24 protein-coding genes are annotated in these 26,589 nt (G+C 71.6%); 9 read left to right on the top strand and 15 right to left on the bottom strand.

Features of this window, described 5'->3' with window-relative positions; all coding sequences use genetic code 11:
- Positions 1-451 precede the first annotated feature (451 nt).
- Positions 452-787, top strand: coding sequence for a WhiB family transcriptional regulator (locus tag ABEB28_RS32670; protein WP_345732110.1), 336 nt, complete (start codon positions 452-454; stop codon positions 785-787).
- 182 nt (positions 788-969) lie between these two features.
- Here ABEB28_RS32670 and groL read toward each other — a convergent pair whose 3' ends face one another.
- A complete protein-coding gene (gene groL / locus ABEB28_RS32665; RefSeq protein ID WP_345732109.1) occupies positions 970-2,613 on the bottom strand; it encodes a chaperonin GroEL in 1,644 nt (547 codons plus the stop codon).
- Between the two features lie 109 nt (positions 2,614-2,722).
- Entirely contained in the window at positions 2,723-3,031 is a 309-nt protein-coding gene (gene groES, locus ABEB28_RS32660; RefSeq protein ID WP_345732108.1) for a co-chaperone GroES, read from the bottom strand.
- A 453-nt stretch (positions 3,032-3,484) separates the two neighbouring features.
- Between groES and ABEB28_RS32655 the strand changes: the two genes are divergently transcribed.
- From ABEB28_RS32655 to ABEB28_RS32645, 3 genes are all read left to right on the top strand, one after another.
- Positions 3,485-3,688: a DUF1918 domain-containing protein gene (locus tag ABEB28_RS32655; RefSeq protein ID WP_345732107.1), complete on the top strand. Its 204-nt coding sequence runs from the start codon at positions 3,485-3,487 to the stop codon at positions 3,686-3,688.
- A gap of 39 nt (positions 3,689-3,727) precedes the next feature.
- On the top strand, positions 3,728-4,615 hold the full coding sequence (locus ABEB28_RS32650; protein WP_345732106.1) for a DUF72 domain-containing protein: 888 nt from the start codon (positions 3,728-3,730) through the stop codon (positions 4,613-4,615).
- A 130-nt stretch (positions 4,616-4,745) separates the two neighbouring features.
- Positions 4,746-5,693: a hypothetical protein gene (locus ABEB28_RS32645; RefSeq protein WP_345732105.1), complete on the top strand. Its 948-nt coding sequence runs from the start codon at positions 4,746-4,748 to the stop codon at positions 5,691-5,693.
- Here the strand turns inward: ABEB28_RS32645 and ABEB28_RS32640 are convergent, their stop codons facing one another.
- Positions 5,694-9,092, bottom strand: a complete 3,399-nt coding sequence (locus tag ABEB28_RS32640) for a tetratricopeptide repeat protein (RefSeq protein ID WP_345732104.1) — start codon at positions 9,090-9,092, stop codon at positions 5,694-5,696. It abuts the gene before it with no gap.
- A 199-nt stretch (positions 9,093-9,291) separates the two neighbouring features.
- Between ABEB28_RS32640 and ABEB28_RS32635 the strand changes: the two genes are divergently transcribed.
- On the top strand, positions 9,292-10,041 hold the full coding sequence (locus ABEB28_RS32635) for a DUF72 domain-containing protein (protein WP_345732103.1): 750 nt from the start codon (positions 9,292-9,294) through the stop codon (positions 10,039-10,041).
- Positions 10,042-10,053: 12 nt separating this feature from the next.
- Entirely contained in the window at positions 10,054-11,259 is a 1,206-nt protein-coding gene (locus ABEB28_RS32630) for a class I SAM-dependent methyltransferase (RefSeq protein ID WP_345732102.1), read from the top strand.
- Between the two features lie 136 nt (positions 11,260-11,395).
- Here the strand turns inward: ABEB28_RS32630 and ABEB28_RS32625 are convergent, their stop codons facing one another.
- Genes ABEB28_RS32625 through tsaB form a run of 5 tightly spaced genes read right to left on the bottom strand, consistent with a single transcriptional unit; the run spans position 11,396 to position 14,880 of the window.
- Complete coding sequence (locus tag ABEB28_RS32625) at positions 11,396-12,364, bottom strand: nucleoside hydrolase (protein ID WP_345732101.1); 969 nt, start codon at positions 12,362-12,364, stop codon at positions 11,396-11,398.
- Positions 12,361-12,615, bottom strand: coding sequence for a hypothetical protein (locus tag ABEB28_RS32620; RefSeq protein WP_345732100.1), 255 nt, complete (start codon positions 12,613-12,615; stop codon positions 12,361-12,363). Before ABEB28_RS32620 ends, ABEB28_RS32625 begins: the two co-directional genes overlap by 4 nt.
- Complete coding sequence (gene tsaD / locus ABEB28_RS32615) at positions 12,612-13,685, bottom strand: tRNA (adenosine(37)-N6)-threonylcarbamoyltransferase complex transferase subunit TsaD (protein WP_345732114.1); 1,074 nt, start codon at positions 13,683-13,685, stop codon at positions 12,612-12,614. The genes ABEB28_RS32620 and tsaD overlap by 4 nt, the downstream gene beginning before the upstream one ends.
- 5 nt (positions 13,686-13,690) lie before the next feature.
- Positions 13,691-14,131, bottom strand: a complete 441-nt coding sequence (gene rimI / locus ABEB28_RS32610; RefSeq protein WP_345732113.1) for a ribosomal protein S18-alanine N-acetyltransferase — start codon at positions 14,129-14,131, stop codon at positions 13,691-13,693.
- A gap of 32 nt (positions 14,132-14,163) precedes the next feature.
- Positions 14,164-14,880 carry a tRNA (adenosine(37)-N6)-threonylcarbamoyltransferase complex dimerization subunit type 1 TsaB gene (tsaB, locus tag ABEB28_RS32605; RefSeq protein ID WP_345732099.1) on the bottom strand — a complete coding sequence of 239 codons (717 nt, stop codon included), beginning with the start codon at positions 14,878-14,880 and terminating at the stop codon, positions 14,164-14,166.
- 445 nt (positions 14,881-15,325) lie between these two features.
- Here tsaB and ABEB28_RS32600 point away from each other — a divergent pair, with 445 nt between their 5' ends.
- Positions 15,326-16,312 (top strand): hypothetical protein, encoded by a 987-nt coding sequence (locus tag ABEB28_RS32600; RefSeq protein ID WP_345732098.1) that lies wholly within the window; start codon positions 15,326-15,328, stop codon positions 16,310-16,312.
- Between the two features lie 214 nt (positions 16,313-16,526).
- Here the strand turns inward: ABEB28_RS32600 and ABEB28_RS32595 are convergent, their stop codons facing one another.
- A complete protein-coding gene (locus ABEB28_RS32595) occupies positions 16,527-17,021 on the bottom strand; it encodes a beta-class carbonic anhydrase (RefSeq protein WP_345732097.1) in 495 nt (164 codons plus the stop codon).
- Between the two features lie 235 nt (positions 17,022-17,256).
- Here ABEB28_RS32595 and ABEB28_RS32590 point away from each other — a divergent pair, with 235 nt between their 5' ends.
- The gene (locus tag ABEB28_RS32590) at positions 17,257-18,438 is read left to right on the top strand and encodes an MFS transporter (protein WP_345732096.1); all 1,182 of its coding nucleotides are present in this window, start codon (positions 17,257-17,259) and stop codon (positions 18,436-18,438) included.
- Here the strand turns inward: ABEB28_RS32590 and tsaE are convergent.
- From tsaE to ABEB28_RS32565, 5 genes are all read right to left on the bottom strand, one after another.
- On the bottom strand, positions 18,421-18,894 hold the full coding sequence (tsaE, locus tag ABEB28_RS32585; RefSeq protein ID WP_345732095.1) for a tRNA (adenosine(37)-N6)-threonylcarbamoyltransferase complex ATPase subunit type 1 TsaE: 474 nt from the start codon (positions 18,892-18,894) through the stop codon (positions 18,421-18,423). The two genes, ABEB28_RS32590 and tsaE, sit on opposite strands and share 18 nt — an antisense overlap.
- Positions 18,894-20,156 carry an alpha/beta fold hydrolase gene (locus tag ABEB28_RS32580; protein WP_345732094.1) on the bottom strand — a complete coding sequence of 421 codons (1,263 nt, stop codon included), beginning with the start codon at positions 20,154-20,156 and terminating at the stop codon, positions 18,894-18,896. Before ABEB28_RS32580 ends, tsaE begins: the two co-directional genes overlap by 1 nt.
- A 2-nt stretch (positions 20,157-20,158) precedes the next feature.
- Positions 20,159-21,289 carry an alanine racemase gene (alr, locus tag ABEB28_RS32575; protein WP_345732093.1) on the bottom strand — a complete coding sequence of 377 codons (1,131 nt, stop codon included), beginning with the start codon at positions 21,287-21,289 and terminating at the stop codon, positions 20,159-20,161.
- An 82-nt stretch (positions 21,290-21,371) separates the two neighbouring features.
- A complete protein-coding gene (locus tag ABEB28_RS32570) occupies positions 21,372-22,832 on the bottom strand; it encodes an NAD(P)H-hydrate dehydratase (protein ID WP_345732092.1) in 1,461 nt (486 codons plus the stop codon).
- Positions 22,829-23,200, bottom strand: coding sequence for a holo-ACP synthase (locus ABEB28_RS32565; RefSeq protein ID WP_345732091.1), 372 nt, complete (start codon positions 23,198-23,200; stop codon positions 22,829-22,831). Before ABEB28_RS32565 ends, ABEB28_RS32570 begins: the two co-directional genes overlap by 4 nt.
- A gap of 48 nt (positions 23,201-23,248) precedes the next feature.
- On the opposite strand from ABEB28_RS32565, the gene ABEB28_RS32560 reads away from it, so the two are divergent.
- Positions 23,249-24,058 (top strand): SDR family oxidoreductase, encoded by an 810-nt coding sequence (locus ABEB28_RS32560; protein ID WP_376980367.1) that lies wholly within the window; start codon positions 23,249-23,251, stop codon positions 24,056-24,058.
- Between the two features lie 621 nt (positions 24,059-24,679).
- Here the strand turns inward: ABEB28_RS32560 and glmS are convergent.
- A complete protein-coding gene (glmS, locus tag ABEB28_RS32555; protein WP_345732089.1) occupies positions 24,680-26,581 on the bottom strand; it encodes a glutamine--fructose-6-phosphate transaminase (isomerizing) in 1,902 nt (633 codons plus the stop codon).
- Positions 26,582-26,589: the final 8 nt, after the last annotated feature.

The raw sequence follows: 26,589 nt of genomic DNA, 5'->3' as shown, positions 1-26,589 counted from the left end.
GCGGGCCCGGGCGCAGAGCGCGGGCGCGGGGCCCGGGCACGGGGGGCAAAGCAGCGCGGAGGCATTTTCGGGAAGGCCACCTCTCGGGAGCACCCGCCAACACGGATCTTCGGGAAACCACGCTCACCCGCGGCAAAGGCCACGAGCGGCGGGGCCTGGGCGCGCCGAGCGGACCGACGAGCGAAGACGGGGGCAACCAGCGCGGCCGCCGGGGATCGTGGAAGAAGGTCGCCGCAACGCCGGTACGCACCGTTACCGCCGACTCCGTCGGAAGCCCAATCGACGCAGCCCGTGTCACGGAGAGTTCTTTCGACGCACAATCGATGCAGAAGTTGGCTCTGCAGCGTTTCCCACCGCCCACCAGGGGCATTGCAGGATCGTCCCGCCCACTCGTGCGGAGCGGTCCGGGGCCCCTCGCCGTCGATTCAGCGCACTTGCTTTTGGAGGACCCATGGCTGACGTCCGCCGCCTACCCGGGCCGACCACCGAGCTATGGGACTGGCAGCTCCATGGCTCGTGTCGCGGGCTGGACAGCGCACTGTTTTTCCACCCCGACAACGAGCGCGGCCCCTCCCGAGCGCGGCGCGAGTCGGCGGCGAAAGCGATCTGTGCGGCGTGCCCGGTCGTGGAGCCGTGCCGCCAGCACGCGCTGGCGGTGCGGGAGCCGTACGGGGTCTGGGGTGGGCTCAGCGAGGCCGAGCGGAACCAGCTGCTGGGGACCGGACGTGGCGACGCCTTGCAGCCACCGGTCGAGGAGCACGCTCCGCAGGTGGCGCAGGCGGTCTGACCTCGGGCGGTGTGCACCTCGCGGACGATTGCCGGCCGTTGGTTCGCCACCCGGGCGTGTGCACTTCCGGGGCGGCCGGCGCGGTCACCAGGCACAACCCCCGTCCTGCGGTGGTTCGCCGGACGGCGTAGACATGAAGAAGGCCGGCGGGGCAGAGCCCCACCGGCCTTCAGCACGTCGGGTCAGAAGCCCGGGCCGTGGCTGTGGCTGTGGCCGTGTCCGTGGCCGTGCGAGTGACCAGCGGACTCCTCCTCGGCCGGCTTCTCGACGACCAGGCTCTCGGTCGTGAGCAGCAGACCCGCGATGGAGGCGGCGTTGGCGAGCGCGTTGCGCGTCACCTTCACCGGGTCGACGACGCCCTGGGCGACCAGGTCGCCGTACTCGCCGGTGGCCGCGTTCAGGCCGGAGCCGACGGGCAGCTCGGCGACCTTCGCCACCACGACGCCGCCCTCGAGGCCGGCGTTCTCGGCGATGTTGCGCAGCGGGTAGGAGAGCGCGGCGCGGACGATCGACACACCGGTCGCCTCGTCACCGCTGAGCCCGAGGTTGCCCTCCAGCGCCGGAGCGGCGTGCACGAGCGCAGTGCCGCCACCGGCGACGATGCCCTCTTCCACGGCCGCCTTGGTCGCCGAGATGGCGTCCTCGATGCGGTGCTTCTTCTCCTTGAGCTCGACCTCGGTGGCCGCGCCCACGCGGATCACGCTGATGCCGCCGGAGAGCTTCGCGAGGCGCTCCTGGAGCTTCTCGCGGTCCCAGTCCGAGTCGCTGATCTCGATCTCGTTCTTGATCTGGGCGATGCGACCGGCCAGGTCCTCCGCGGAGCCACCACCGTCGACGATCGTGGTGTTGTCCTTGGTGACCGTCACCCGACGGGCGGTACCGAGCGACTCCAGGCCCACCTGGTCGAGCTTGAGGCCGACCTCGGGAGCGATGACCTGGGCGCCGGTCAGCGTGGCGATGTCACCGAGCATGGCCTTGCGGCGGTCGCCGAAGCCGGGCGCCTTGACCGCGACGACCGTGAAGGTCTTGCGGATCGCGTTGACGACCAGGGTCGAGAGCGCCTCGCCCTCGACGTCCTCGGCGATGATCAGCAGCGGCTTCTTCGACTCGACGACCTTCTCCAGCAGCGGGAGCAGGTCGCCGATCGAGGAGATCTTCTCGGTGGTGACGAGGATGCGAGCGTCCTCGAGGATCGCCTCGAGGCTCTCGGCGTCGGTCGCGAAGTAGGGCGAGATGTAGCCCTTGTCGATCTGGAGACCCTCGGTGACCTCGAGCTCGGTCTCCATCGCCGAGGACTCCTCGACGGTGATGACACCGTCGGTGCCCACGACGTCCATCGCCTCGGCGATCAGGTTGCCGATCGTGGCGTCCTGCGCGGAGATCGTCGCGACGTGTGCGATCGACTGCTTCGACTCGACCGGGATGGCCTTGTCGCGGAGCGCCTTGTCGACGGCCTCGACCGCGGCCTGGATGCCCCGGCGAACCGCGATCGGGTTCGCGCCGGCGGCGACGTTGCGCAGGCCCTCGCGGACCAGCGCCTGCGCCAGCACGGTCGCGGTGGTCGTGCCGTCACCAGCGACGTCGTTCGTCTTGGTGGCGACCTCCTTGGCGAGCTGGGCGCCGAGGTTCTCGTACGGGTCGGTCAGCTCGACCTCACGCGCGATGGTGACACCGTCGTTCGTGATCGTCGGGCTGCCGAACTTCTTGTCCAGGACGACGTTGCGGCCCTTCGGGCCGAGCGTGATCTTGACGACGTCAGCGAGCGCGTCGACACCGCGCTCGAGGCCCTTCCGGGCGTCGTCGGAGAAGCTAAGAATTTTGGCCATCTGAGGGCTGTCCCTATCTCGTCTTCGGTATGCGAAACGCGTACGCCCCGGCGGCGTGCGGCCGGAGTACCGGCCGCCGCCACCGGGGCGAACGCGTCAAGACAAGGCTTTACTTCTCGACGACCGCGAGAACGTCGCGGGCCGAGAGCAGCAGGTACTCCTCGCCGGCGTACTTGACCTCGGTGCCGCCGTACTTCGAGTAGATGACGGTGTCGCCAGCCTTCACGTCCACCGGGACGCGAGCGCCCTTGTCGTCGACCCGGCCGGGGCCGACAGCCAGGACGGTGCCCTCCTGGGGCTTCTCCTTGGCGGTGTCCGGGATCACGATGCCGGAGGCAGTGGTCGTCTCAGCCTCGTTCGCCTGGACCAGGATGCGGTCCTCGAGCGGCCGGATGTTGACCTTGGTAGCGGTCGTCACGTCGTTGTCCTCCCCCTTCGTGGGGTGCAAACCGTTGCAATCCACCGTTGCTCACGGAGCGGCTCGCCGTCGCGGGGATCAAGACGCCCTCGTGCACGAATTGGCACACTCGATGGTCGAGTGCTAAACGGAACACTAGCAGTTGCTGGCACTCCGTCAAGCCGAGTGCCAGCCCTCTCCAACCACGTACGCCTCACTGGTTTCGGCAGGTCATGAGCGGGCATGAGCTTGCCGGTCACTCACGTCTTTCGAGATCTTTCTCGTAGACAGGCCCGAGCAAGCGCGTATAGTTGCCGGGAGCGACCGCATAGTTACTGCGAGTACGCATGTTACAGATCACCGTGTGATGCGAACCTCAAGAGTTCACGAACAGTTGACACGGTTACTCTTCCCCATTGCGCGGCACGGGAGAAGAGTTGAAGACGGCCGAGGCATCCAGTGGAGGGCAGCACGATGCAGGCTGAGATCGGCGACAAGGTTCACGTCCACGGCCACACCGTCGGCGTGCCGGACCTGTGGGGCGAGGTGCTGGAGGTGCGAGGCAGGCAGGGCCAGCCCCCGTACCTCGTCGCCTTCAACGACGGTCACCAGGGCCTGATCTTCCCCGGCCCGGATGCGGTGATCGAGCACACCGGTCGGGAGTTCGCCCGCCGCTGAGCCGGTTTCCCGCCCCCGTTCACCGGGCATCGGGCGGGCATGGCACGCATTCGAGTCGGTACGGCCTCGTGGACGGATCGCACGCTCCTCGCGTCCGGTTGGTATCCCGACGGGGTCGAATCGGCTGCTGAGCGGCTCGCCTACTACGCCGGACAGTTCGACATCGTCGAGGTCGACTCGACCTACTACTCGCCGCCGGCCGAGAACACCGCGGCGCTTTGGGCGGAGCGCACGCCGGAGAGCTTCACGTTCAACGTCAAAGCCTTCGCGCTGCTGACGCAGCACCCGACCCGGCCCGGCTCGCTCTACAAGGACCTGCGCGGCAAGCTCGGCGAGGCCGCCGAGAAGAAGAACGTCTACATCAAGGACCTCGACGCGGGCGTCGTGGACGAGGTGTGGGAGCGGTTCCTCTCCGCGCTCGGGCCGCTGCGTTCCGCGGGCAAGCTCGGCGCGCTGCTGTTCCAGTTCCCGCAGTGGTTCCCGATCGGCCGGCGCAACCGCGAGTACATCCTCCAGGTGAAGGAGCGCTGCGCGCCGGACCGGATCTGCGTCGAGTTCCGCAACAAGACGTGGCTGTCCGAGGAGAACCGGGACGAGACGCTGAGCTTCCTCACCGACTACCAGGTGCCGTACGTGGTGGTCGACATGCCGCAGGGCCATCCGAGCTCGGTGCCGCCGATCGTCACCGCGACCAGTGACCTCGCGGTCGTGCGGTTCCACGGGCACAGCGACAAGTGGACGAGCAAGGACATCCACGAGAAGTTCGGGTACCTGTACTCCCCGGAGGAGATGGCGGAGTGGGCTCCGAAGATCCGGGAGCTGCCGGCGAAGGAGACCCACGTGCTGATGAACAACTGCTACTCCGACTATGCCCAGACCAACGCGCAGCAACTCGTCGACCTGCTCGGCCTGGACGAGAAGCCCTAGCAACTCCCCGTCCAGGCCTGCGGGTAGTCCGGCAGTGGTCGGCGTCCGTTCTCGACACCGGCCAACGCCGGTCAGGACATTCGGGCGTTGATCTACCCCAAAACGGGCTCAATCCGGTTAGCTGAACGCCATGAACCAGAGAGTTCGGGGGTGCCGCAACGTTGCGACGGTAACGCTGGCGCTCACGCTCGCTGTCGTCCCGGGTGCGTGCAGCGAGGACTCGGAGAGCGGCGGCACCGGTGCGAGCTCCACACCGCAGGCCGCCGTACCGCAAGCCGAGACCCCGGCGCCGCCTCCCGAACTGCCGCTCGGAGGGCGGACGATCTTCCCGCGCTACCGCGTCGTCGCGTACTACGGCAGCATCGGCGGCGGCACGCTGGGCGTGCTCGGTGAGGAGCCGCCGGACCGGATCGTGCGGCGACTCCGCGCGGCGGCCGAGCCGTTCGACACCCCGGAGCGCCCGGTCCAGATCGCGTTCGAGCTGATCGTCCGGATCGCCGACCGGAAGCCAGGGCCGCGCGGCATCTACAGCCACAGCATCAAACCCGCGGTGATCCGCGAGTACATCGCGGCGGCAGAACGAGCGAAGGCGCTGGTCATCCTCGACATCCAGCCGGGCAGGCTCAGCTTCCCGGACGCGATCAAGCCGTACCGGTGGGCCCTGGAGCACCCGAACGTCGGGATCGCGCTCGACCCGGAGTGGCGCGTCGCCTGGAACCAGGTACCGGGCAAGGTCATCGGCCAGGTGTCGGCCGCCGAGGTGAACGAGGCGTCCGCCTACGTCGCGGACATCGTCCGGACCGAGCAACTGCCGGAGAAGCTGTTCCTGCTGCACCAGTTCCGCCGGCGCATGCTGCCCGACATCGAGCGGATCGTTCCGCGGCCGGGCCTGGCGATGGTCCAGCACGTCGACGGCTTCGGCACCCGGCCTGCGAAGGACGCGACCTACGCCGCGGTGCGGCGTCCCGAGCAGTTCCACCTCGGCTACAAGCTTTTCTACGACGAGGACGTCGCGCTGTACCGGCCAGCCGAGGTGCTGGCGTTCTCCCATCCCCCGGAGTACGTCAGCTACCAGTAGTCAGCGGCGACGGGGATGCGGCGGAACCTGCTGGCCGGCGCCCCAGCCGAGTGCGCGTACCGTCCCGGTCGTCTGCGTCAGCGCCCGCTCGTTCCGTTCGTCCGACTCGAGCCGCGCGTACGCGTCGTCGCGGATCTTCACCACCGCCATCAACAGGGTCTCGTCCGACCGCTGCCGCGTCGACTCCAGCACCTCCACCGCCTGCGCCGCCGCCGACGCCGCATCCTCGTTCCGGCCGAGAGAGCCCATCGTGGTGCTCGCGGCCGCCAGCGACCGGGCGAGGTCGGCCAGGTGCGGCGCCGGATCGGCATCGGCGAGCCCGCGCCGGATGTCGACCGCCTCCGCGACCGGCGAGAGCGCCTCCAGCGGCCGCCCCAGCCGCACCAGCCGGTTGGCCAGGTTGTGCAGCGAGAGGGCGAGCTCGGGCAGGTAGCCCTCGCCCTCGGCGTCCACCAGCCGCCGGTACACCTCGACCGCCTCCTCGACCGGCGCCAGCGCCTCCTGCATCCGGCCGGCTTCGGCCAGCCGGATGCCGAGGTTGTTCAGCGACGCCGCCAGGTTCGGCAGGAACGCGGTCGAGTTGGACGCCACGAGCCTGCGGTAGACGACCACCGCCTCCTCGGCCGGCTCCAGCGCGTCGGCCCGCCGCCCGGTCTCGGCCAGGCGGTTGCCGAGGTTGTTCAGCGCGAGCGCCAGCGCCGGTAGGTGCGCCACCGAGTCGGCGGCCACCAGCCGCCGGTAGACCACCACGGCCTCCTCGGCGGGCTCGATCGACTCCTCCCAGCGCTCCAGGTCCGCCAGCGTGATGCTCAGGTTCGTCAGCGAGAACGCCAGCTCGGGCTGGTAAGTCGCCCGATCGATGACGGCGAGCCGCCGACAGACCGAGACCGCCTCCTCCACCGGCTCGAGCGCGGCGTCCCGGTGACCGGTCTCGGTGAGCCGGATCCCGAGCGTGTTCAGCGCGCCGGCCAGGTCCGGCAGGTAGCCGACCGAGTCCTGCGCGGCCAGCCGCCGGTACGCCACCGCCGCCTCCTCGGCCGGCGGCAGGGCCTCCTCCGGACGTCCGGCCTCGGCCAGCCCGGCGCTGAGCAGGTCCAACGACATCGCCAGGTCAGGCAGGTAGGTGGCCGGGTCAGCCAGCGCGAGCCGCCGCTGCACCGCGACGGCGTCCTCGGCGGGCTCCAGGGCATCCTCGATCCGGCCCAGCGCGGTGAGGCGAATCCCGAGGTTGTTCAGGCAGCGGGCGTACTCGCTGAGCTCGGCCGGCTGGGGATCGGCACCCGGACGCGCGGCCGCGACCAACCGCTCGGAGACGGCGGCCGCGATCGCTGCCCGACTGGGGGTGAACCCGACCGACAGGACGAGCGAGTCCAGTTGCCGCACGGTCTCCAGCGGCAGTTCCCTGGCGCTGATCAGGTCGGTGATCGCTTTTGTGTAGCGGACCGGCGCCAACAGCGTCAGCGGCACCGCGTACCGGCTGGGCGAGGTCCGCAGCAGCCACGGCAGCGAGACGCTGATCCGGTTCTTGGCCCGCTCCTGACGCCGTGAGGGGGTCGGCGCCGACAGGCAGCGGATCAACGTGGTGGCCGCGTGCAGCGCCGCGAGCGGGTCGGCGTCCCCGCAGATGCTCGACATCACGGCCGCCCACTCCGGATCGGCCAGGCTGCCGGCCAGGTCCAGCAGGTGGGCGTCGGCGAGCCGCGCCGGGCGCGGCGGTGACCAGCCCTGCTCGGCCGTGCCGCGGTAGAGCCGAGCCAGCGCGATCGCCACCTCGGTCCTCCGGTCCGGCGGCACCTGCCAGGGCGCAGGCACCGCCCGCAGCGCCCGCACCGCCGCCTCCGGCGTGGCCGCGGGCAGCAGGCTGACGACCGCCATCGCCCAGTCGCGCTGGCTGTCCTCGATCGCGCACCCCGCAGCGGCGAGCACCGCCGAGACCTGCCGGCGTTCGTAGGCCAGTACGCCGGACACCGGATCCGGTCCGCCGCCGTCCCTCCGGGTGTGCCGACGCAGTGAGGGCGCGGTGGCGTCCAGCACCCGCAGCGCGGCGTCGGCGTAGAAGTCGAGCGTCGTCGCCCAGAGACCGGGCGGCGTCGGCGACGTCAAGCGCCCGAGGTCGACCGAGGGCAGCACCCCGTCGGCGACCGCGCGGTCGGCGAACGCGGCCACCGCCTCCCGCCACACCGCGACCGCCGTGGACGGTCCGAGCTGCTGGGACAGCGCCGGCAGCCAGACCGGCGTCGGCGACACCCAGGACCGCAGACGATGGGCCTCGCAGAGATCCGTGAACCATCCCTCGGGCGACCGCGCGAGCAGCAGGACGCGGATCCACGGCGCGGCGCCGTACTCGTCGATCGTGGCGAGCAGCTCGCCGACCAACGGACCGACCGACTCGGCCTGGTCCACGACCAGCAACGTCGGGGTGCGCAGCTCGGCGACGGCCCGGATACCGGCGATCAGCTCCGGAGCGCGCCGCAGTCGCTGTTCCCAGTGCCGCTGATCCGGTCCGGTCATCGCCAGGTCGTCCGGGCCGGTCGTCCGCCAGGTCGCCGGTGGCAGCGTGAGGAAGCCCGCCAGCCAGCCCTGCTCTTCCAGCGTCGCGCAGATCTGCCGGGCGGCATGGGTCTTGCCCTGGCCGCCCGCACCGCAGAGCAACCGCATCACAGGCCCGCGGTCGGCCTGGGTGGCCCAGGCGACCAGCTCGTCGACCTCGGGGCGGACCTGAGTGGGAACGATGCCCGCCTCCGGTCGCAGCCACTCCGACGCCAGCCCGACCGGGACGACACCGGTCGGGTCGAACAGCAGGTCCTGCACCTGGGCGAGGGTGGCCGGTACCGGGATCGGTGCCCGGACGCGATCGCGCAGCTCGACCGCGCGTCCGGCGAGCACCGGGAGGTTCCCGGGCTCCGGCGGATGGGGCGACGACGGAGGCGCGGATGCGGGTGCGGACGCTCCGGACTCGATCGCCAGCAACCCGCCGTAACCAGGCGCCCCGCCGTAGCCGAGCGCCCCGCCGTAGCCGGGCGCCCCGCCGTAGCCGGGCGCCCCGCCTGGCCCGTAGTCGGCTTCGTAGCGGTACGACGGACCGCCCGGGTCGTACGCGGACATCGCCCCGAGCGCGAGCCCGTCGTCGTAGTCGTACGGCGGGGAGCCGGGGTCGTACGCCGGCGAACCGGGTCCGTGGCCCGGTGGCCCCCCGTACGCCGACTCCAGGTCTCCCGTCGAGTAGTCCGACGTCATCGGGTAGTCCGACGCAACCCGTCCGCGGTCGTCGCCGAACCCGAACTCGTCCGGATCGCCGTACCCGAGCAGGCCTCCGTAGTCGCGCCCGGGTTTCTCCAGGCCCTCCGACCGGACCTCGAACTCGACCCAGCCACCCGATGCGCGCCGTCCGTCAGCCACCGCAGGTTCCCATGGCTCGTGCGGCTCCTTCGGCTCCCCGGCTACAGCAGCGTCGTGAGCACCGTCGCTCGCCACCGACTCGTTAGCGATCACGCGGTTGAGCGCGCCCCGGTTCAACGTGTTCACCCCTCGGCTCGTGGATCAATTCGGCCGGACAGGGAAAACCGCAGGCGGGCGCTCGACTCGAGAAGGAGACCGCATGCCGGCGTGGGTGGGAACCTCCGGATGGCAGTACCGCGACTGGCGCGAACGGTTCTACCCGGTGGACGTTCCGCAGCGATCCTGGCTGGAGTATTACGCCACGCAGTTCCCGACCGTCGAGGTGAACAACGCGTTCTACCGGCTGCCGGAAAAGTCCACGTTCGCCGACTGGCGCGCCCGGACCCCGGAGGGCTTCGTCGTCACCGTGAAGGCCAGCCGGTACCTGACGCACGTCAAGCGACTGGCCGACCCGGAAGAGCCGGTCGCGCGGCTGATGGACCGCGCCGCCGCACTCGGCGATCGGCTGGGCCCCGTGCTGCTGCAGCTGCCGCCCACTTTGCGCGCCGACGCTGCGCTCCTGGACGCCTGCCTGGCCGCATTTCCGCGGGGAACCCGGGTGGCGGTCGAGCCCCGGCACGAGTCGTGGTGGAGCACGGAGGTCAGGGCGGTCCTGGAGAAGCACGGCGCGGCGCTCTGCTGGGCCGACCGCCTCGGCCGCCCGGTGACGCCGCGCTGGCGCACCACCGACTGGGGTTACCTCCGCCTGCACGAAGGCCGCGCGAACCCCCGTCCGCGCTACGGGCGCCAAGCCCTACAGACCTGGGCGGACCGCCTCATCCACACCTACACCGCCCGCGAGGACGTCTACGTCTACCTGAACAACGACCCCGGCGGCGCGGCGATCGTCGACGCCGGTGAGATCGCGCGGGCGCTCTCCCGTCGCGGGGCTCCGGTGGTCGCCGTGTGAGGATGTCCCTCCGTGGAGGTTTCCGACGTCGAGGCGCTGCGGTCCCCCGCCGGGGTGGCGGCGCTGGCGGCCGCGAGCGACGCGGGTGAGCCGCTCGCGCTGGCCACTCGGCTCCGCGCGGCCGGCCACGACCCGCACCTGGTCTCGCTCGCGCTCACCCAACAGCGGCTCCGCCGCTCCGCCGCGGTCAAGCTCGGGTCCGACGCTGCCGCCATGCTCTTCACTGACGACGCCGTCGAGCAAGCCACCCGCCGGACGGTGGCCACGCGTCGAGCGGACCGGATTGCCGCGAGCGGCGCGACACGCGTCCTCGACCTGGGCTGTGGAGCCGGCGCCGACCTGATCGCGCTCGCCCGCGCCGGCCTGGACGTGACCGGCGTCGAGCGAGACCCGGTGACCGCGGCGGTGGTGGCCGCGAACATCGAGGCGCTGGAGCTCGCCGACCGAGCCCGCGTCGTGTGCGCGGACGCGACAGCAGTGGACCTCGACGGGTACGACGCCGCGTTCTGCGACCCGGCGCGCCGAGCCAAGGGCCGCCGCGTGTTCGACCCGGACGCCTACTCGCCACCGTGGTCGTTCCTGCTGGCGCTGGCCGAGCGGATCCCCAGGACCACTGTGAAGGTCGCGCCCGGTATCGACCACGACCGGATCCCGCCGGGCGCCGAGGCGGAGTGGGTGTCGGAGCGGGGTGACGTCGTCGAGGCCGCGCTCTGGTTCGGCCCGCTCGCGTCCGTCCCCCGCCGAGCGACCCTTCTCCCCGGCCCCTCCGTGGTGACCACCGCCCCCAACCTGAACACCGCAGGAGGGGCCGAGCTCACCGGCGCCGGCGACCGCGAGGCACCGGTCGGGGAGATCGGGAGTTACCTGTACGACCCCGACGGCGCCGTGATCCGAGCGCACCTCGTCGCCGAGCTGGCCGACCGGATCGACGGCCGACTGCTCGATCCGGCGATCGCCTACCTCACCACCGACGAACTCCGGCCGACGCCGTTCGCCCGGGCGTACCGGGTCGACGCCGTGCTCCCGTTCGGTGTGAAGCGGCTCCGCGCGGAGCTGGCCCGCCGGGGCGTCGGCCGGGTAGAGATCAAGAAGCGCGGCACCGCGGTGACGCCGGAACAGTTGCGTCCGCAACTCAAGCTGAACGGGCCGAACGCCGCCACGCTGATCCTCACCCGCGTGGGCACCGCCCCCCTAGCCCTACTCTGCGAACCGACGTAAGGCTCTGCCCGCACCGCCGAGTGGCGGATTTTCGGGAAGACCACCTCTCCCGGGCCGCTGAGAGGTTGACCTTCGGAAAACCGCCCCTCCTCCCGCGCCGGCGGCGGCGGGTATTCGGGAAAGCAGCGGGCGCTGGTTACGCCGGGCGGCTCACGGTGTCGACGAAGAGCTTCGCGTAGCGGGCGGCGTCCACTCCGAGTGCGACGTCGACCACCGCGGCCGGATGATCGCGGTGCGGATCCCAGTCGCGGTCGCTCGCCGCGCGCCGATCGACCACCGTGCAGCCACGGGTGTACTGCCCGTCGAGTTCTACCCGCACCGGAAGCGCCTCCGTTAGCAGGCCCTCCGGCGCGATCACCGCGGCGACCGCACCGGCGTCACCGATCTCCGCCGAGTCACGACCGGCCATCCGGTAGCGCAGCAGCTGACCGGCGAGCCGAGCGGACGACACGTCCGAGGCCGCCATGTCCGCCGCGTCGGCCTCCGCGACCCGCACCGAGTAGAAGACGTCGAGCCCGTACATCGTGAGCGGCACCCCGGCGCCGAACACGATCGCGGCGGCCTCGGGGTCGACGAAGACGTTGAACTCGGCCGCCGCGGTCACGTTGCCGCCGTTGACCGCCCCGCCCATCAGCACTATCTGTTCGATCTTCGGCCGCACCTCGGGGTAGCTCCGGAGCAGCAGCGCGATGTTCGTCATCGGCGCCAGCGGCACCAGGGTGATCGGAACGTCCGAGCCCAGCAGCAGGTCGCGGAGCAGCTCCACGGCCGGTCGCGGGTCGAGAGCCCGGGACGAGTCCGTCAAACCCAGGTCGGCCAGGCCGTCGGCGCCGTGGACGTGCTCGGCCGTCTGGGGGGTGTGGAGACGTGGGTCGAGCAGCGGACGCCGTGCGCCGGCCGCTACCGGCAGATCCGGCGGCGCTCCGGCGACGTCGAGCACCCGGAGCGTGTTCGCCACGACCGGCTCGAGACCCGTGTTACCGGCGACGCAGGTGACCCCGCGCACGTCCAACGACGGTGACCGGACGGCCAGCAGCAGCGCCAGCGCGTCGTCGACGCCGGTGTCGACGTCGAGGATGACGGGAATCGGCCGCACCGCGCTCACCGGTCCACCGGGCTGAAGTCCCAGGAGTGCGCTTCCCGGCGCAGCCAGTGCCGGGGCGGGTCGGCGAGCGCGACCGGCGACGAGCGCCAGCGGGAGATCACCACCAGCCGGTTGTCGGTCGACGTGAAGACCTCCGAGCTGACGTGGTCGAGGTTCCGCTCCAGCTCCGGCACCGCGACCGCGCACGCCCAGTCGACCAAGTCCTGGTGCGCCTCGGGGTGAGCGGCCATCTCCACCATCCGGACGATCACGTCTCTGCGCCCACTTCGTGCGCCGCCATCACGACTTCGGTCACCGGGAGGGACGAGTCGGCGGGCAGGTCGAGCGGCGACGGCGTCACACCGGCCGCGACCAGCCGGGACCCGAGCGCGGCCACCATCGCCCCGTTGTCGGTGCAGAGCTTCGGCCGCGGCACCCGCAACCGGATGCGGGCGGCGTCACACCGGTCGGCGGCGAGCGCCCGCAGCCGTGAGTTGGCCGCGACCCCACCGCCGATCAGCAGCGTGTCGACGCCGTGCTTCCGGCAGGCGTCGATCGCCTTCGCGGTCAGCACGTCGGCCACCGCCTCCTGGAACGACGCGGCCACGTCCGCCACCGGGACGGGTTCGCCGGCTCGTTGCCGGGTCTCGACCCAGCGCGCAACCGCCGTCTTGAGCCCGGAGAACGAGAAGTCGAACCGGTGCTCGGCGAGGTCGCGCGGCCCGGTGAGCCCGCGCGGGAAGCCGATCGCCGCCGGGTCGCCCTCGCGAGCCGCCTTGTCGATCGGCGGTCCGCCGGGGAACGGCAGCCCGAGCACCCGGGCGACCTTGTCGAACGCCTCCCCCGCCGCGTCGTCGATCGTCGCGCCGAGCGGCTGCACGTCGCCGGTGAGGTCGTCGACGAGCAGCAGCGACGAGTGTCCACCGGAGACCAGCATCGCGATCGCCGGCTCGGGTAGCGGCCCGTGCTCCAGCGTGTCGACCGCGACGTGGGCAGCCAGGTGGTTGACGCCGTAGAGCGGCTTGTCCAGCGCCAGCGCGTACGCCTTCGCCGCTGCGACGCCGACCAGCAGCGCGCCGGCGAGCCCCGGCCCGGCGGTCACCGCGATCGCGTCCACGTCGGAGAGCGTCACGCCGGCGTCGTCGAGTGCGCGGTGCACCGTCGGGACCATCGCCTCCAGGTGCGCGCGGCTGGCCACCTCGGGCACCACGCCGCCGAAGCGGGCGTGCTGATCGACGCTGGACGCGACCGCATCGGCGAGCAGCGAGTACCCGCGGACGATGCCGACCCCGGTCTCGTCACAGGACGTCTCGATTCCCAACACCAACGGCTCGTCGGCCATCGCGTTCATCGCTCTCCTATTGCTTCCCAGCGCATCACGACCGCGTCGACGCCGCTGGGTTGGTAGTAGCCGCGGCGGAGCCCCACCGCCTCGAACCCGCGGCGAGCGTAGAGTCGCTGAGCCGAGGCGTTGTCGGCTCGCACCTCCAGCAGCACCTGCTGGGCACCACGTCGCACCGCCTCGTCGAGCAACTCGTCCAACAGCCGGCGCCCGAGTCCGTGGCCCTGGCGGTCGCGGCGGACCGCGATGTTCTGCACCCAGGCCTCCTCCGGCCCGTAGACGCAGAGCCCGGCGTAGCCCACCAGTTCCTCTCCGTCCAGCGCCACCCGGTACCACCGGGTGGCGACCTGGGCGAGCTCGGACCAGAACATCCCGGGCGACCACTCCTCGTCGCCGAACAGGTCGTGCTCGATCGGCCCGAGCGCATCGATGTGCCACCAGCGCATCGGCGCCAGGACGACCCGGCTCGCGGCCTCGATCACCGCAGCACCGACTTGGCGGCGCCCGGCTCGACGGCGTCGGGCCGGCGCAAGTACATCGGGGTGAGCGGCTCGGCAGGAGCCTTCGCCAGGACCCGATCGGCGCCTAGCCGCGCCAGACCGGCGACGCTGGGGTACAGCGGCTCGGCCACCGGGAGCCCGAGCGCGTCGGCGTAGAGCGCCGCACCGCTGCCGACCGCGAGCAGGTCGTCGACCGCGCCCAGTTCACCTGCGTCGAGGCGCGCCCGCAGGTCGGCGGGCTTCGCGACGTCGGGCCCGTGGACGCGCGTGCCGGCGGCGTCGTAGACCGCCCAGTACACCTCGCGACGCCGGGCGTCGGTGGCGACCAGCAGCGGCCGGCCCGCCCGCACCGAAGGATCCGGCACGACGGCGTCCAGCGAACAGACCGGGTACGCCGGAATACCGAGCGCGTCCGCCAGCGAGGCCGCGGTGACCAAGCCGACCCGCAGGCCGGTGAACGGGCCGGGCCCGACCCCCGCAACGACGGCGTTCAGGTCACCGACCGTGATACCCGCTTCGCCGAGCGCCACGGCGATGCCGGGAGCCAGCGCTTCTCCGTGCCGACGGGCGTCGACCACCACGTGTTCGGCCCGGACGAGGACATGGGATGATCCCGCATCACCGGAAGGAGCAGGGAACTCGGCGACGCCGACGGTCACGGCCGCGGTGGCGGTATCGACAAGCAGAGCCAGCACCCGTCAAGCCTACGGTCAGCCACCGACCGAACGAACGTGCGGCACGGCGCCCCGACCAGTTGTCACGATCGGCGGTGTTACTTGACGGACTGTGCGACAACTGTGTCCGGTACGCGACACTGTTTGCGTCGGCATCAGCACACCGAAATCCTGGCCGGCGCAGCATTCTTGGTGGGAATCGGGGCCGGTGAGCCCAAGAGATACCAGTGACGTGACGCTCGAACCAGGAGATACGGTGCGATCCGCCGTCAGCCTGGTCACGCCACTAGTGCGGAGAAGCGTCCGAGGTGATTGTCTTGCTCTCCCCGCATTCCACTCAGCGCAGTCCTGAGCGCGCTGAACATAACGACCGGAGAGAACGGAACGAGGTAGGGATGATGATCGGCTGGCTCGAACCGGGTCCGATGACCCGGGGCGTCGACAACAGCGTGAGCGAGGTCGTCGCATGAGCTACGACCCGAACCAGCCCTATGGGCAGCAGCCGTCCGACCCGTACGGCCAGCCGGCGAGTCCGTACGGCCAGCCGTCGTCGGGCACTCCGTACAACCAGCCCCAGTCCGGGTCTCCCTACGACCAGCCGGGCTCGGGCGGTCCGTACGGGCAGCCGTCGTCGGGCGTGCCGTACGGCCAGCCGGCGAACCCGACCGCGCCGTTACCCCCGGGCGACCCGTACGCGAACCCGAGCGCCGGGGCTTACGGGGCGGACCCGTACGCGAACCCGGCCGCCGCCTATGGTGCGCCCGGCGGCTTCCCGCCCCCGGCTCCGCCGCAGAAGAGCAAGACCGGCATCATCGTCGGCGGCATCGTCGCGGTGGTCGTCATCATCATCGCGGTCTGCGGCGTCAGCGGCTGGCTGATCGCCGGCAGTGACGGCGACGGCGACGACACGGCGAAGCCGACCCCGAGCGCGCCGATCACCGGCCTCCCGACGACGGGCGCCACCTCGGCGGCGCCGAGCGCCGGGCCGTCGATCGACACCAGCCGTCCCGAGGTCGCCCCGGCCGGCGCGCCGTTCACCACCCGGCTGCCGGCAGGCTTCCAGGAGGTCACCGCGCCGAGCTCGGAGTCGACCGGCGCGAGCAGCGAGTACACCGCGGCGATGGCGACGTCCGCGAGCGAGGCCAACGACTTCCTGATCCTCGACTCCTACACGCTGCCCGCCGACACCAGCACGGTGAGCGACTCGACCCTCGAGGCCGAGTTCGACGGCCTGGTCCGGCGAATTGGGCAAGACCCCTCAACCCGGCAAAACGTGACCTACAACGGGTACAAGGGGTACTTCTACCAGTTCGACTTCGGCACCGCGAAGGCCTACAGCTACTTCATGTTCAACGGCACCAAGGAGATCCAGCTCCGCTGCCAGTGGGCGGACCAGGAGTCGCAGATCAAGAACGGCTGCGAGTACGTCCTGAACAACCTGACGATCAAGTAGCTCGTTCCGGTAGGCGAGTGGAGCTTCGTACCGGTCTGACCGGTACGAAGCTCCACTGTTTTCTAGGACGGTTGGGTGGGTCCTGATCACTCTTCGGTCACGGATCAGCAACCACCGACCGGACCGGGCGGGCCTGCCTGCACCATCGACCCACACCGAACGCCGCCGACTAAACCCCTGGTCGGCGGCGTTCGCTGGTAAACAACGGGAAACGTCAGGCCGGAACCTCGACGAGCTTGCCCGTGTGGACGTCGTAGACGAAACCGCGGACCGATTCCTTGTGCGGGATGAACGGGTCGGCCTTGATCCGGGCGATCGACTGCCGGACGTCGTCCTCGAGGTTGTCGAAAGCCTCCGCCGCCCAGGCCGGCTTGAGCCCGGTCTCGGCCTGGATCGATGCCTTGAACTCGTCGTCGGTGAACGTGAGCATCCCGCAGTCGGTGTGGTGGATCAGGAGGATCTCGGTGGTACCGAGCAGCCGCTGACTGATCGCCAGGCTCCGCAACTCGTCCGCGGTGACGACGCCGCCGGCGTTCCGGATCACGTGGGCGTCACCCTCGTTCAAGCCGAGCAGCCCGTACGGGTTGAGCCTGGCGTCCATGCACGCCAGCACCGCGACGCCGAGGCCGGGCGGAAGCGGTAACTCTCCCTTGTCGAACGTCGCGGCGTAACGCTCGGCGTTCGCCAGCAGATCATCGGTGGCGCTCATCAGGCGCTCCTTCCTACCGGACAGATAGGGAAACTCTATTCCGGTCGATGCCGGGCGTCCGTCCCCCGAACGGGGGCGGCAGGGCATCGATAGGGCATACTCGCGGCATGTCATCGCTCGAGGTCCAGTTGCCGCTCTACGGCGACGACCGCGAGCGCGGTGACTTCCCCGGAGCAGCCGGCCGCTGATCGCGGTCACCCCAGCGCCCTCGCTCGCTCCACCCTCTGGGGATCCCATGTCTGGAACCACCACCGCCAGTTCGCCGTTCGCGCTGCTCCGCCGGCCGACCGTCGCTCGCTTGCTCGCGTCCAGCCTGCTCGGACGTCTGCCTACCGGGATGGTGCCGGTCGCGCTCGTCCTGTTCAGCCGCGGCTCGGACGTCGGCTACGGCGTGGCCGGGCTGTTCGCCGCCGCCTACACCGCCGGGTCCGCGATCGGCGGCCCGGTCCTGGCCCGCTGGATGGACCGCACCGGTCAGACCCGGGTGATCGTCGGCGCCGGAGTGCTGTGCTCGATCGCACTGGCGCTGCTCCCGATGGTCGGCACGGTCGGTGGGATCGTGGTCGCCGCGGTGGCCGGCGTCGCCACGCCGCCGGTGGAGCCGGGCCTCCGCGCGATCTGGCCGACGGTGCTGCCCGCGCCGGACGTGCCCCGCATCTACGCGCTGGACGCCGCCTCCCAGGAGCTGGTCTTCGTCGCCGGCCCGCTGCTGGTTCTGGTGGCGACCACGTTCGGCCCGGCCGGCGGCTTGTACGCGGCCGCAGCGATCGGACTGCTCGGCACGCTCTGGTTCGCCTCCGCGCCGTCGTCACGGACCTGGCGCCCGGAGGAGGTCGAGGAGCGGCACTGGGCCGGGGCACTGCGCCCGGCCCGGCTGCGTCGGGTCTACGTCGGCATGCTGCTGGTCGGCTTGACGGTCGGGACGTTCCCGGTGGCCGCGGCCGCGTTCGCGGAGGCGGCGGGCGACCGCGGCTGGGCCACTTGGCTGGTCGCAGCGAACGCCGCCGGAGCACTGATCGGCGGCGTCTGGTTCTCCAGCCGGTCCGAGCGGGTGTCGCCGGGCCCGGTACTGCCCTGGCTGCTCTGCGCCCTCGGGTTCGGCTACCTGCCGCTGACGTTCGTACCGACGACGTCCGGCGTGTTCCCGCTGGCGCTCGCGCTGAGCGTCGTCAGTGGGCTGTTCCTGCCGCTGATCATCACGCTGGTGTTCCTGGTGATCGACCGCCTCGCCCCGGCGGGCACGGTCACCGAGGCGTTCGCGTGGCTGATCACCGCGTTCCTCGTCGGCAGCTCGATCGGTGCCGCAGTGGCCGGCGCACTGGTGGCCGCCGCGTCGGTCGCCGCGGTGTTCGTACTGGCGTGGGTCGCGTCCCTGCTGGGCGCGGTGCCCATGTTCCGACTACTCGGCGACCGTTAGCAGCCCGGCCAGCCGCTCGTCCCAGTCGCTGCCGTGGGGCACCAGCGTGGCGGTGCGCTCGTCGGACTCCTCGTCCCGGTCGAGGCGGATCTCCAGGTAGCCGTCGACCAGCTGCTCGACCAGGCCGGCACCCCACTCCACCACGGTGACCGCGGCGTCCACGTCGGCGTCCAGGTCGAGGTCATCCACCTCGGCGACGCCGCCCAGCCGGTAGGCGTCCACATGGACGAGGGGAAGCCGACCGCCGCGGGACGGGTCCGGCGGATGCACGCGGGAGATGACGAACGTCGGGCTGGTGATCGCACCGCGGACCCCGAGACCCGCGCCGATCCCCTGCGCCAGCTGGGTCTTCCCGGCCCCCAGCGGACCGACCAGCACGATCAGGTCACCGGCGCGCAGCAGCGGGGCCAGCGAGCGGCCGAGTGCGCGGGTGTCCTCTGGCGTCTTCAGAATCATCAGGCGCCCTTCCGACGAAGGATCCGGTCCAGCGCACGCCTCTGCTGCTTACCGGAGCGGCGCGCCCAGCCACGACGCTGTTTCGCGGCCGCGACCTCGGTGCGCTCCGGTGCGGTGGTCGGCTGCTGCCCGGCCGCCACCCCCGCCGCGCGCTGGAACAGCTCCGCGAGCGCGGCGTTCGTCGCGTCGGCGTGCTCCATCAGCGTGCAGTGACCGCCGTCCGGGATCTCCAGCAACGCGGCCTTGGGCAGCAGCTTCGCGATCTCGCGAGTGTGTTCCACCGGGGTGAGCTGGTCGCGGTCACCGCAGACGACGAGAGTCTCCAGGTCGGCGAAGGCCTCCAGCGCCGCGTACCGGTCGTGCTGGGACAGCGTGGCCAGGTAACCGGCGATCACGTCGACCTTGGTGCCGTCGTTCATACGCTCGACGTACTCCACCAGCGCCGGGCTGGGATTCGACCGGCCGAAACCGTACCGCTCGGTGAGCAGGTAGGCCAGGTCGCTGCCGGAGCGGCGTCCGCGCTCGGCCATCGTCGGCTGCCAGCGCAGCACCTTGGACAGCGTCGGCGTGAGTGCGCCGCGCAGCCACGCGACGATCGGCGGGAACCCGAGCGCGACGTCGTCGAGGTGACCGGCCGACGTGGAGATCAGCGCGACGCCGACCACCCGGTCGATCACCAGGTCGGGGTGGCGCTCGGCCAGGGCCATCAGCGTCATGCCGCCCATCGAGTGACCAGCGAGCACGAGCGGCCCGTCCGGGGCGACCTTCGCGATCACCTCGGCCAGCGAGTCGGCGAGCTGGTCGATCGTGTAGTCGCCGTCCGGGCGCGGCGCCGAGTGGCCGTGGCCGGGCTGGTCGTAGAAGACCATCCGCAGCCGTGGGTCCTCGTGGCCGGTGAAGACCCGGCGCTGGAAGTGCCAGGTGCCCATGTCCAGCGCGAAGCCGTGGACGAAGACCACGGTCAGGTCGGGCTCCCCGTCGGCCTCCACGATCTCGACGTACAGGTCGACGCCGTCCGCGGTGACGACCTGGGCGCTGTCGTAGGGCAGCGCTCCGAACGGCTCGTCGGCGTACGGATCGTCGGCCCGGCGGCGTCGGCGCACTGCGAACCGCTCCGCGGCGACGCCGGCCGCGGCACCGGCAGCCAAGGCGCCGACCAGCGCACCGGCCAGCCCGAAGGCCGCGGATACCCCGCCCTTGGCCAGGCTCTCGGTAGCGATCTTCGCGGCGGCCTTGGCGGCCTGGGAGTCGTCTCTCGGCACGCTTACGCCCCCGCCCCGACGTACGTGCGGGGCACCCGCGCACCGATCCGGGTCACGATCTCGTAGTTGATCGTGCCGGCCGCCTCGGCCCACTCGTCCGCGGTGGGCTCGCCGTGGTCACCGGGGCCGAACAGGATCGCCTCGTCGCCGTCGGCCACCGGATCGTCGCCGACGTCCACCACGAACTGGTCCATGCACACCCGGCCGGCGATCGTCCGGCGCGCCCCGCCCAGCAGGAGCGGGGCGACGCTGCTGGCGTGCCGCGGAATGCCGTCGGCGTAGCCCAGCGGGACGACGGCGAGCGTGGTCGGCGCGCTCGTGTGGTACGTGTGCCCGTACGAGACGCCGTGGCCGGCCGGGACCCGCTTCGCGACGAGCACGCGGCCGCGCAGCGTCATCGCCGGGCGCAGTGCCTCGGCGGCCGCGCAGTCCGGGATCGGGGAGAGCCCGTAGACCGACACTCCGGGCCGCACCAGGTCGTAGTAGGCCTGCGGGAGCGTCAGCGTGGCGGGCGAGTTGGCCAGGTGCCGCACCTGCGGCTTGACGCCGTGCCGCTCGGCCACCGCCAGCGCCTCGGAGAACGCGGCGAGCTGCGCGGCGATCGAGGGGTGACCGGGCGTGTCGGCGCAGGCGAAGTGGCTCCAGACGCCGATCACCTCGACGGTCCCCTCGGCTGTGGCCTTCGCGGCCGCGGTGACCAGGTCCGGCCAGTCGGCCGGGGTGGCGCCGGAGCGCCCGAGCCCAGTGTCGATCTTCAGGTGCACTCGTGCGGTGCGGTCGGCCGCCTTCGCGGCGGCGATCACCTCGTCGAGCACCCGCATGCTCGGGACGCCGAGGTCGACGCCGGCCGTGATCGCCGGGGTGAACGCGGTGCCCGGCGCGTTGAGCCAGCTCAGCATCGGGGCATCGATACCGGCCGAGCGGAGTTCGAGTGCCTCGGCCACCGTGGACACGCCGAGCCACGTGGCGCCGCCCGCCAACGCGGCCCGCGCGGACGGCAGCGCGCCGTGGCCGTAGCCGTCGGCCTTGACCACCGCCATCGTCGCCGCCGAGTGGGCAGCCGCGCGCTCCGCCAGGTAGGCGGTGTTCGCCCGGATCGCGTCGAGGTCGATCACCGCTTCCGCTTGCACCATGGCTCCCAGTCTCCCAGGCGCACACACCGGTCGCGGGACAGCGTCCCGTGGGCCGCGGAATTCGGGCCGGGCCGACAACCGGTCAACCTCCGACGACCTGGTTCACGGCGGTCGGGAGCGCGGCCAGCACTCGTGACGCCACCACCGGCCCCTCCTCGCGCGCGAGCCGCCCCGCGATCCCGTGGACGAACGCACCGGCGGCGGCCGCTTCGGCCGGGGGCACGCCCCCGGCCAGCAGCGATCCGATCACTCCGGAGAGCACGTCACCGGTGCCTGCGGTGGCGAGCTCGGGCACGCCGGCCGCCACGACGTAGGCCGGGGCGTCGTCCGGGCCGGCGATCACCGTCCGGTAGCCCTTGAGCAGGACCGTGGCACCGAGATCACGCGCGGCGCGGCGGGCGGCGTCGATGCGATCCGGGCCGACCTCGCCGGCCAGCCGCGCGAACTCGCGGTCGTGTGGCGTGAGGACGGTCGGCGCCTTGCGGTCGCGCAGCAGGTTCGGATCACGGGCGACGATCGTCAGGCCGTCGGCGTCCAGGAGAACCGGTAGGTCCGTGGAGAGCACCCAGCGGACGGCGTCCGCCGCGGCGTCGTCCGTACCGAGGCCGGAACCCACCACCCACGCCTGCGCCCGACCCGCCTCGGCCACCGACCGCCCCGAGACGACCTCGGGGTGCGCGGTGCGGACCGCGTCGCGGGCCGCACCCGCGTACCGGACGTAGCCGGCCGGGCCGGACAGCGCTCCACCGGTGCTGAGGATCGCCGCTCCCGGGTACTGCTCGGAGCCGGCCGCGACTCCGACGACGCCCCGGGTGTACTTGTCGTCGTTCGGCCCGGGGTGGGGCCACCAGTCGCGGACCGCATCGGCCGTGACCAGCCGGGCCATCGGCGGCTCCGAGAAGTTCAAGCCGATGTCGACGACCTCGACCAGCCCGGCCCGCACGGCGCCCGCACCGGCCAGCAGACCGGCCTTGAGGCTGCCGAACGCGACCGTGACGTCGGCGGTGATCGCGACGCCGGCGACCTCACCGGTGTCGGCGTCCACGCCGCTCGGGAGGTCGACGGCGACCAGCACCGACCCGGCGGCACGCCACGCGTCGGCGGCGACTGCGAGCCGGGCGGCGTCCGGGCGCAGTCCACCGTGGCCACCGATGCCCAGCAGCCCGTCGACGACCAGCGCCGGCCGCTCGCGGACATCGGTCAGCTCCACCAGCCGCCCACCGGCAGCGCGGAACGCGGCGAGGCCGGCCCGATGCACGCGTTCGTCCTGCACGCCCGCGACCGCACGCACCACCGCACCCCGGCGGGCGAGCGTCGCACCGGCGTAGAGCGCGTCGCCGCCGTTGTCGCCGCCCCCGACCAGCAGGACGACCGGCGCTCCGTACACGCCACCGGAGTCGGCCAGCAGCGCGGCGCAGCGCCGGGCCAACCCTGCGGCGGCACGCCGCATCAGGCCACCGGACGGCAGGTGCGCCATCGCATCGCGCTCGGCGGCCCGGATCGCCTTCACCGGCCAGGCGCCGGTGCGCGCGTCCTCGCTCATGCCGCCTCCGCCACGACCATCGCCGACGCGATCCCACCGTCGTGCGAGAGCGAGAGATGCCAGCGCGTGATGCCGAGCCCGGTCGCGGCCTCCGCCACCGTTCCGCTCACGGTCAGCCACGGCCGTCCGTCGGCGTCCGAGACGATCTCGCAGTCGTGCCAGGCCAGGCCGCGGGGGGCACCGAGCGCCTTGGCGACGGCCTCCTTGGCGGCGAAGCGGGCAGCGAGCGACTCCGCCGACCGTGGGTTACCCGACCGGGTCAGCCGCTCGTCCGCCGTGAACAGGCGGTCGAGGAGCAGCGGTGTACGGGCCACGGCCGTGGAGAAACGCTCGACGAGCACTACATCGATGCCGACACTGACAATCACGGCTACCACCCTGGCATGTCGACCCCGCCTGGTGGCACGGTGGCTGGCGTGCCACCTCTCACTGGTCGAGTAGCTCTGGTCACTGGAGCGAGCCGCCGAGCCGGTATCGGCGCCGCGGTCGCCCGCCGGTTGGTCGCTGACGGCGCCGCCGTACTCCTGCACGGTTGGGAGCCGCACGATGCGGAACAACCGTGGGGAGCGGACACCGCCGGATTACGGACGCTCGCGGCGTCGCTGGCTTCCAGCGGTGGGCGGGTCGCCACCGCGGTGGCCGACCTCACCGACCCGGCGGCGCCGCGCGCGCTCGTCGAGTCCGCCCTGGACGAGTTCGGACGCCTGGACATCGTGGTCGCCAACCACGCCAGGTCGGTCCCGTGGGCATCCCTGGAGGACCTGGACGCCGCCGAGATCGATCTGTCCTACGCGGTCAACACCCGGGCGACGCTGCTGTTGGTGAAGGAGTTCGCCGCGGCCCGAAAGGCCGCCGCGGAGCTACCGAATGCTCCGGGTGCGGACGTCCCCGGCCGGATCGTGCTGCTCACGTCCGGGCAGATCGACGGGCCGATGCCCGCCGAGATCCCGTACGCGGCGAGCAAGGCGGCGCTGGCCGGCATCACCCCGAGCCTCGCCGCCGCACTCGCGCCCCACAGCACCGTCAACTGCGTGAACCCCGGTCCGACCGATACCGGCTGGGCGGATGCCGACGTCACGGCGTCGGTCGTCGGCACGATGCCGTTCGGGCGCTGGGGTCGGCCGGAGGACGCCGCGAACGTGATCGCGTGGCTGGTCGGCCCCGACGCCGGCTGGGTCACCGGCCAGGTGATCAGCTCCGACGGAGGCTGGTCCCTCCGCACCTGACGCGGTGACAGCAAAACGTGGTGTGGACGTTCGCCCACACCACGTTTCGTTGCAACGGGACTTACTCGACGGTGACCGACCTCGCCAGGTCCCGTCGGACACCGTGGCTGGCCGCCACTATTCGACGGTGACCGACCTCGCCAGGTCCCGTCGGACACCGTGGCTGGCCGCCACTATTCGACGGTGACCGACCTCGCCAGGTCCCGTCGGACACCGTGGCTGGCCGCCACTATTCGACGGTGACCGACCTCGCCAGGTCCCGTCGGACACCGTGGCTGGCCGCCACTATTCGACGGTGACCGACCTCGCCAGGTCCCGTCGGACACCGTGGCTGGCCGCCACTATTCGACGGTGACCGACCTCGCCAGGTCCCGTCGGACACCGTGGCTGGCCGCCACTATTCGACGGTGACCGACCTCGCCAGGTCCCGTCGGACACCGTGGCTGGCCGCCACTATTCGACGGTGACCGACCTCGCCAGGTCCCGTCGGACACCGTGGCTGGCCGCCACTATTCGACGGTGACCGACCTCGCCAGGTCCCGTCGGACACCGTGGCTGGCCGCCACTATTCGACGGTGACCGACCTCGCCAGGTCCCGTCGGACACCGTGGCTGGCCGCCACTATTCGACGGTGACCGACTTCGCCAGGTTGCGGGGCTGGTCCACGTCGTTGCCGCGGGCAGCGGCGATCTCGCACGCGAGCACCTGCAGCGGCACGACCGTCGTCAGCGGCGCGAGCAGCGTCGTCGTCCGGGGTACCCGGATGATGTGGTCGGCGTAGGGCTCGACCGCGTGGTCGCCCTCTTCGGCGATCACGATCGTCCGGGCGCCTCGGGCCCGCACTTCCTGGATGTTCGACACGATCTTGTCGTGCAGGATGCTGCGGCCACGCGGCGACGGCACCGTGATGACGACCGGAACCCCGTCGTCGATCAGCGAGATCGGCCCGTGCTTGAGCTCGCCCGCCGCGAAGCCCTCGGCGTGCATGTACGCGAGCTCCTTGAGCTTGAGCGCACCCTCGAGCGCCACCGGGTACCCGACGTGCCGACCGAGGAACAGCACCTGCTGGGACCCGGAGAGGTCACGGGCCAGCTTCCGCACCGGCTCCATCGTGGTGAGCACCTCGGCCACCGCGTCCGGCGTCGCCTTGAGCTGGTCGACGATCGCCGCGACCTCGTCGGAGTACTTGATGCCACGGATCTGCGCGAGGTGCAGACCCACCAGGTACACCGCGATGATCTGAGTGACGAACGCCTTCGTCGACGCGACCGCGATCTCCGGCCCGGCGTGCGTGTAGAGCACACCGTCGGACTCGCGCGGGATCGTCGAACCGTTCGTGTTGCAGACCGCGAGGACGCGCGCCTTCTGCTCCTTGGCGTGGCGCAGCGCCATGATCGTGTCCATCGTCTCGCCGGACTGGCTGATCGCGATGACCAGCGTCGACCGGTCGAGCACCGGGTCGCGGTAGCGGAACTCGCTGGCGAGTTCGACCTCGACCGGGATACGCGTCCAGTGCTCGATCGCGTACTTCCCGACCAGGCCGGCGTTGTACGAGGTGCCGCAGCCGATCACGAAGATCTTGTCGATGTCGCGCAGGTCCTGGTCACTGAGGCGGACTTCGTCGAGCGAGATCTCGCCGTGCTCGGTCAGACGGCCGCGCAGCGTGTCGGCGATCGCCTGCGGCTGCTCGGCGATCTCCTTGAGCATGAAGTAGTCGTAGCCGCCCTTCTCGGCGGCCGACACGTCCCAGTCGACGTGGTAGTCCCGCACCTCGGCGGCACTACCGGCGAAGTCCGTGACGACGATGCCGTCCGCGGTGACCTCGACGACCTGGTCCTGGCCGAGCTCGACGGCCTCGCGGGTGTACTCGATGAACGCGGAGACGTCGCTCGCCAAGAAGTTCTCGCCGTTGCCGCGGCCCGCGACCATCGGCGAGTTGCGGCGCGCACCCACGACGACGCCCGGGACGTCCCGGTGCACGACGAGGAGCGTGAACGCGCCCTCCAGCCGGCGGCAGACGATACGCATCGCCTCGGCCAGCCGGCCCGGGGTCTCGTCGGTGCTGGTGTGGCCGTAATCGCTGGCGTCGAGCGACCAGTAGGCCTCGGCGATCAGGTGGGCGGCGGTCTCGGTGTCGGTGTCGGAGCGGAACTCGACGCCCCGGTCCTCCAGCTCGGTCCGCAGGGCCGCGAAGTTCTCGATGATCCCGTTGTGGATCACCGCGATGCTGCCGTCCGCCGAGAGGTGCGGGTGCGCGTTGCGGTCCGTCGGCCCACCGTGGGTGGCCCACCGGGTGTGTCCGATCGCGGTGCCCGCGTCAGACGGGCCGACCGGGCTGTCGGGCTGCGCGAGCGCCGACGTCAGGTTGGCCAGCTTCCCGGCCTTCTTCTCCAGGCCGATCCGGCCGTTGTCGACCACCGCGACACCGGCGGAGTCATACCCCCGGTACTCCAACCGGCGGAGGCCTTCCACCACGATGTCGACCGCGCGACGCGGACCGGTGTAGCCAACGATTCCACACATAGGGCCGA

This window comes from Cryptosporangium minutisporangium, assembly GCF_039536245.1.
In the GTDB taxonomy this organism is placed as follows: domain Bacteria; phylum Actinomycetota; class Actinomycetes; order Mycobacteriales; family Cryptosporangiaceae; genus Cryptosporangium; species Cryptosporangium minutisporangium.
The sequence above is the reverse complement of the archived record's forward strand: the minus strand, read 5'-3'. Positions and strand labels throughout refer to the sequence as shown.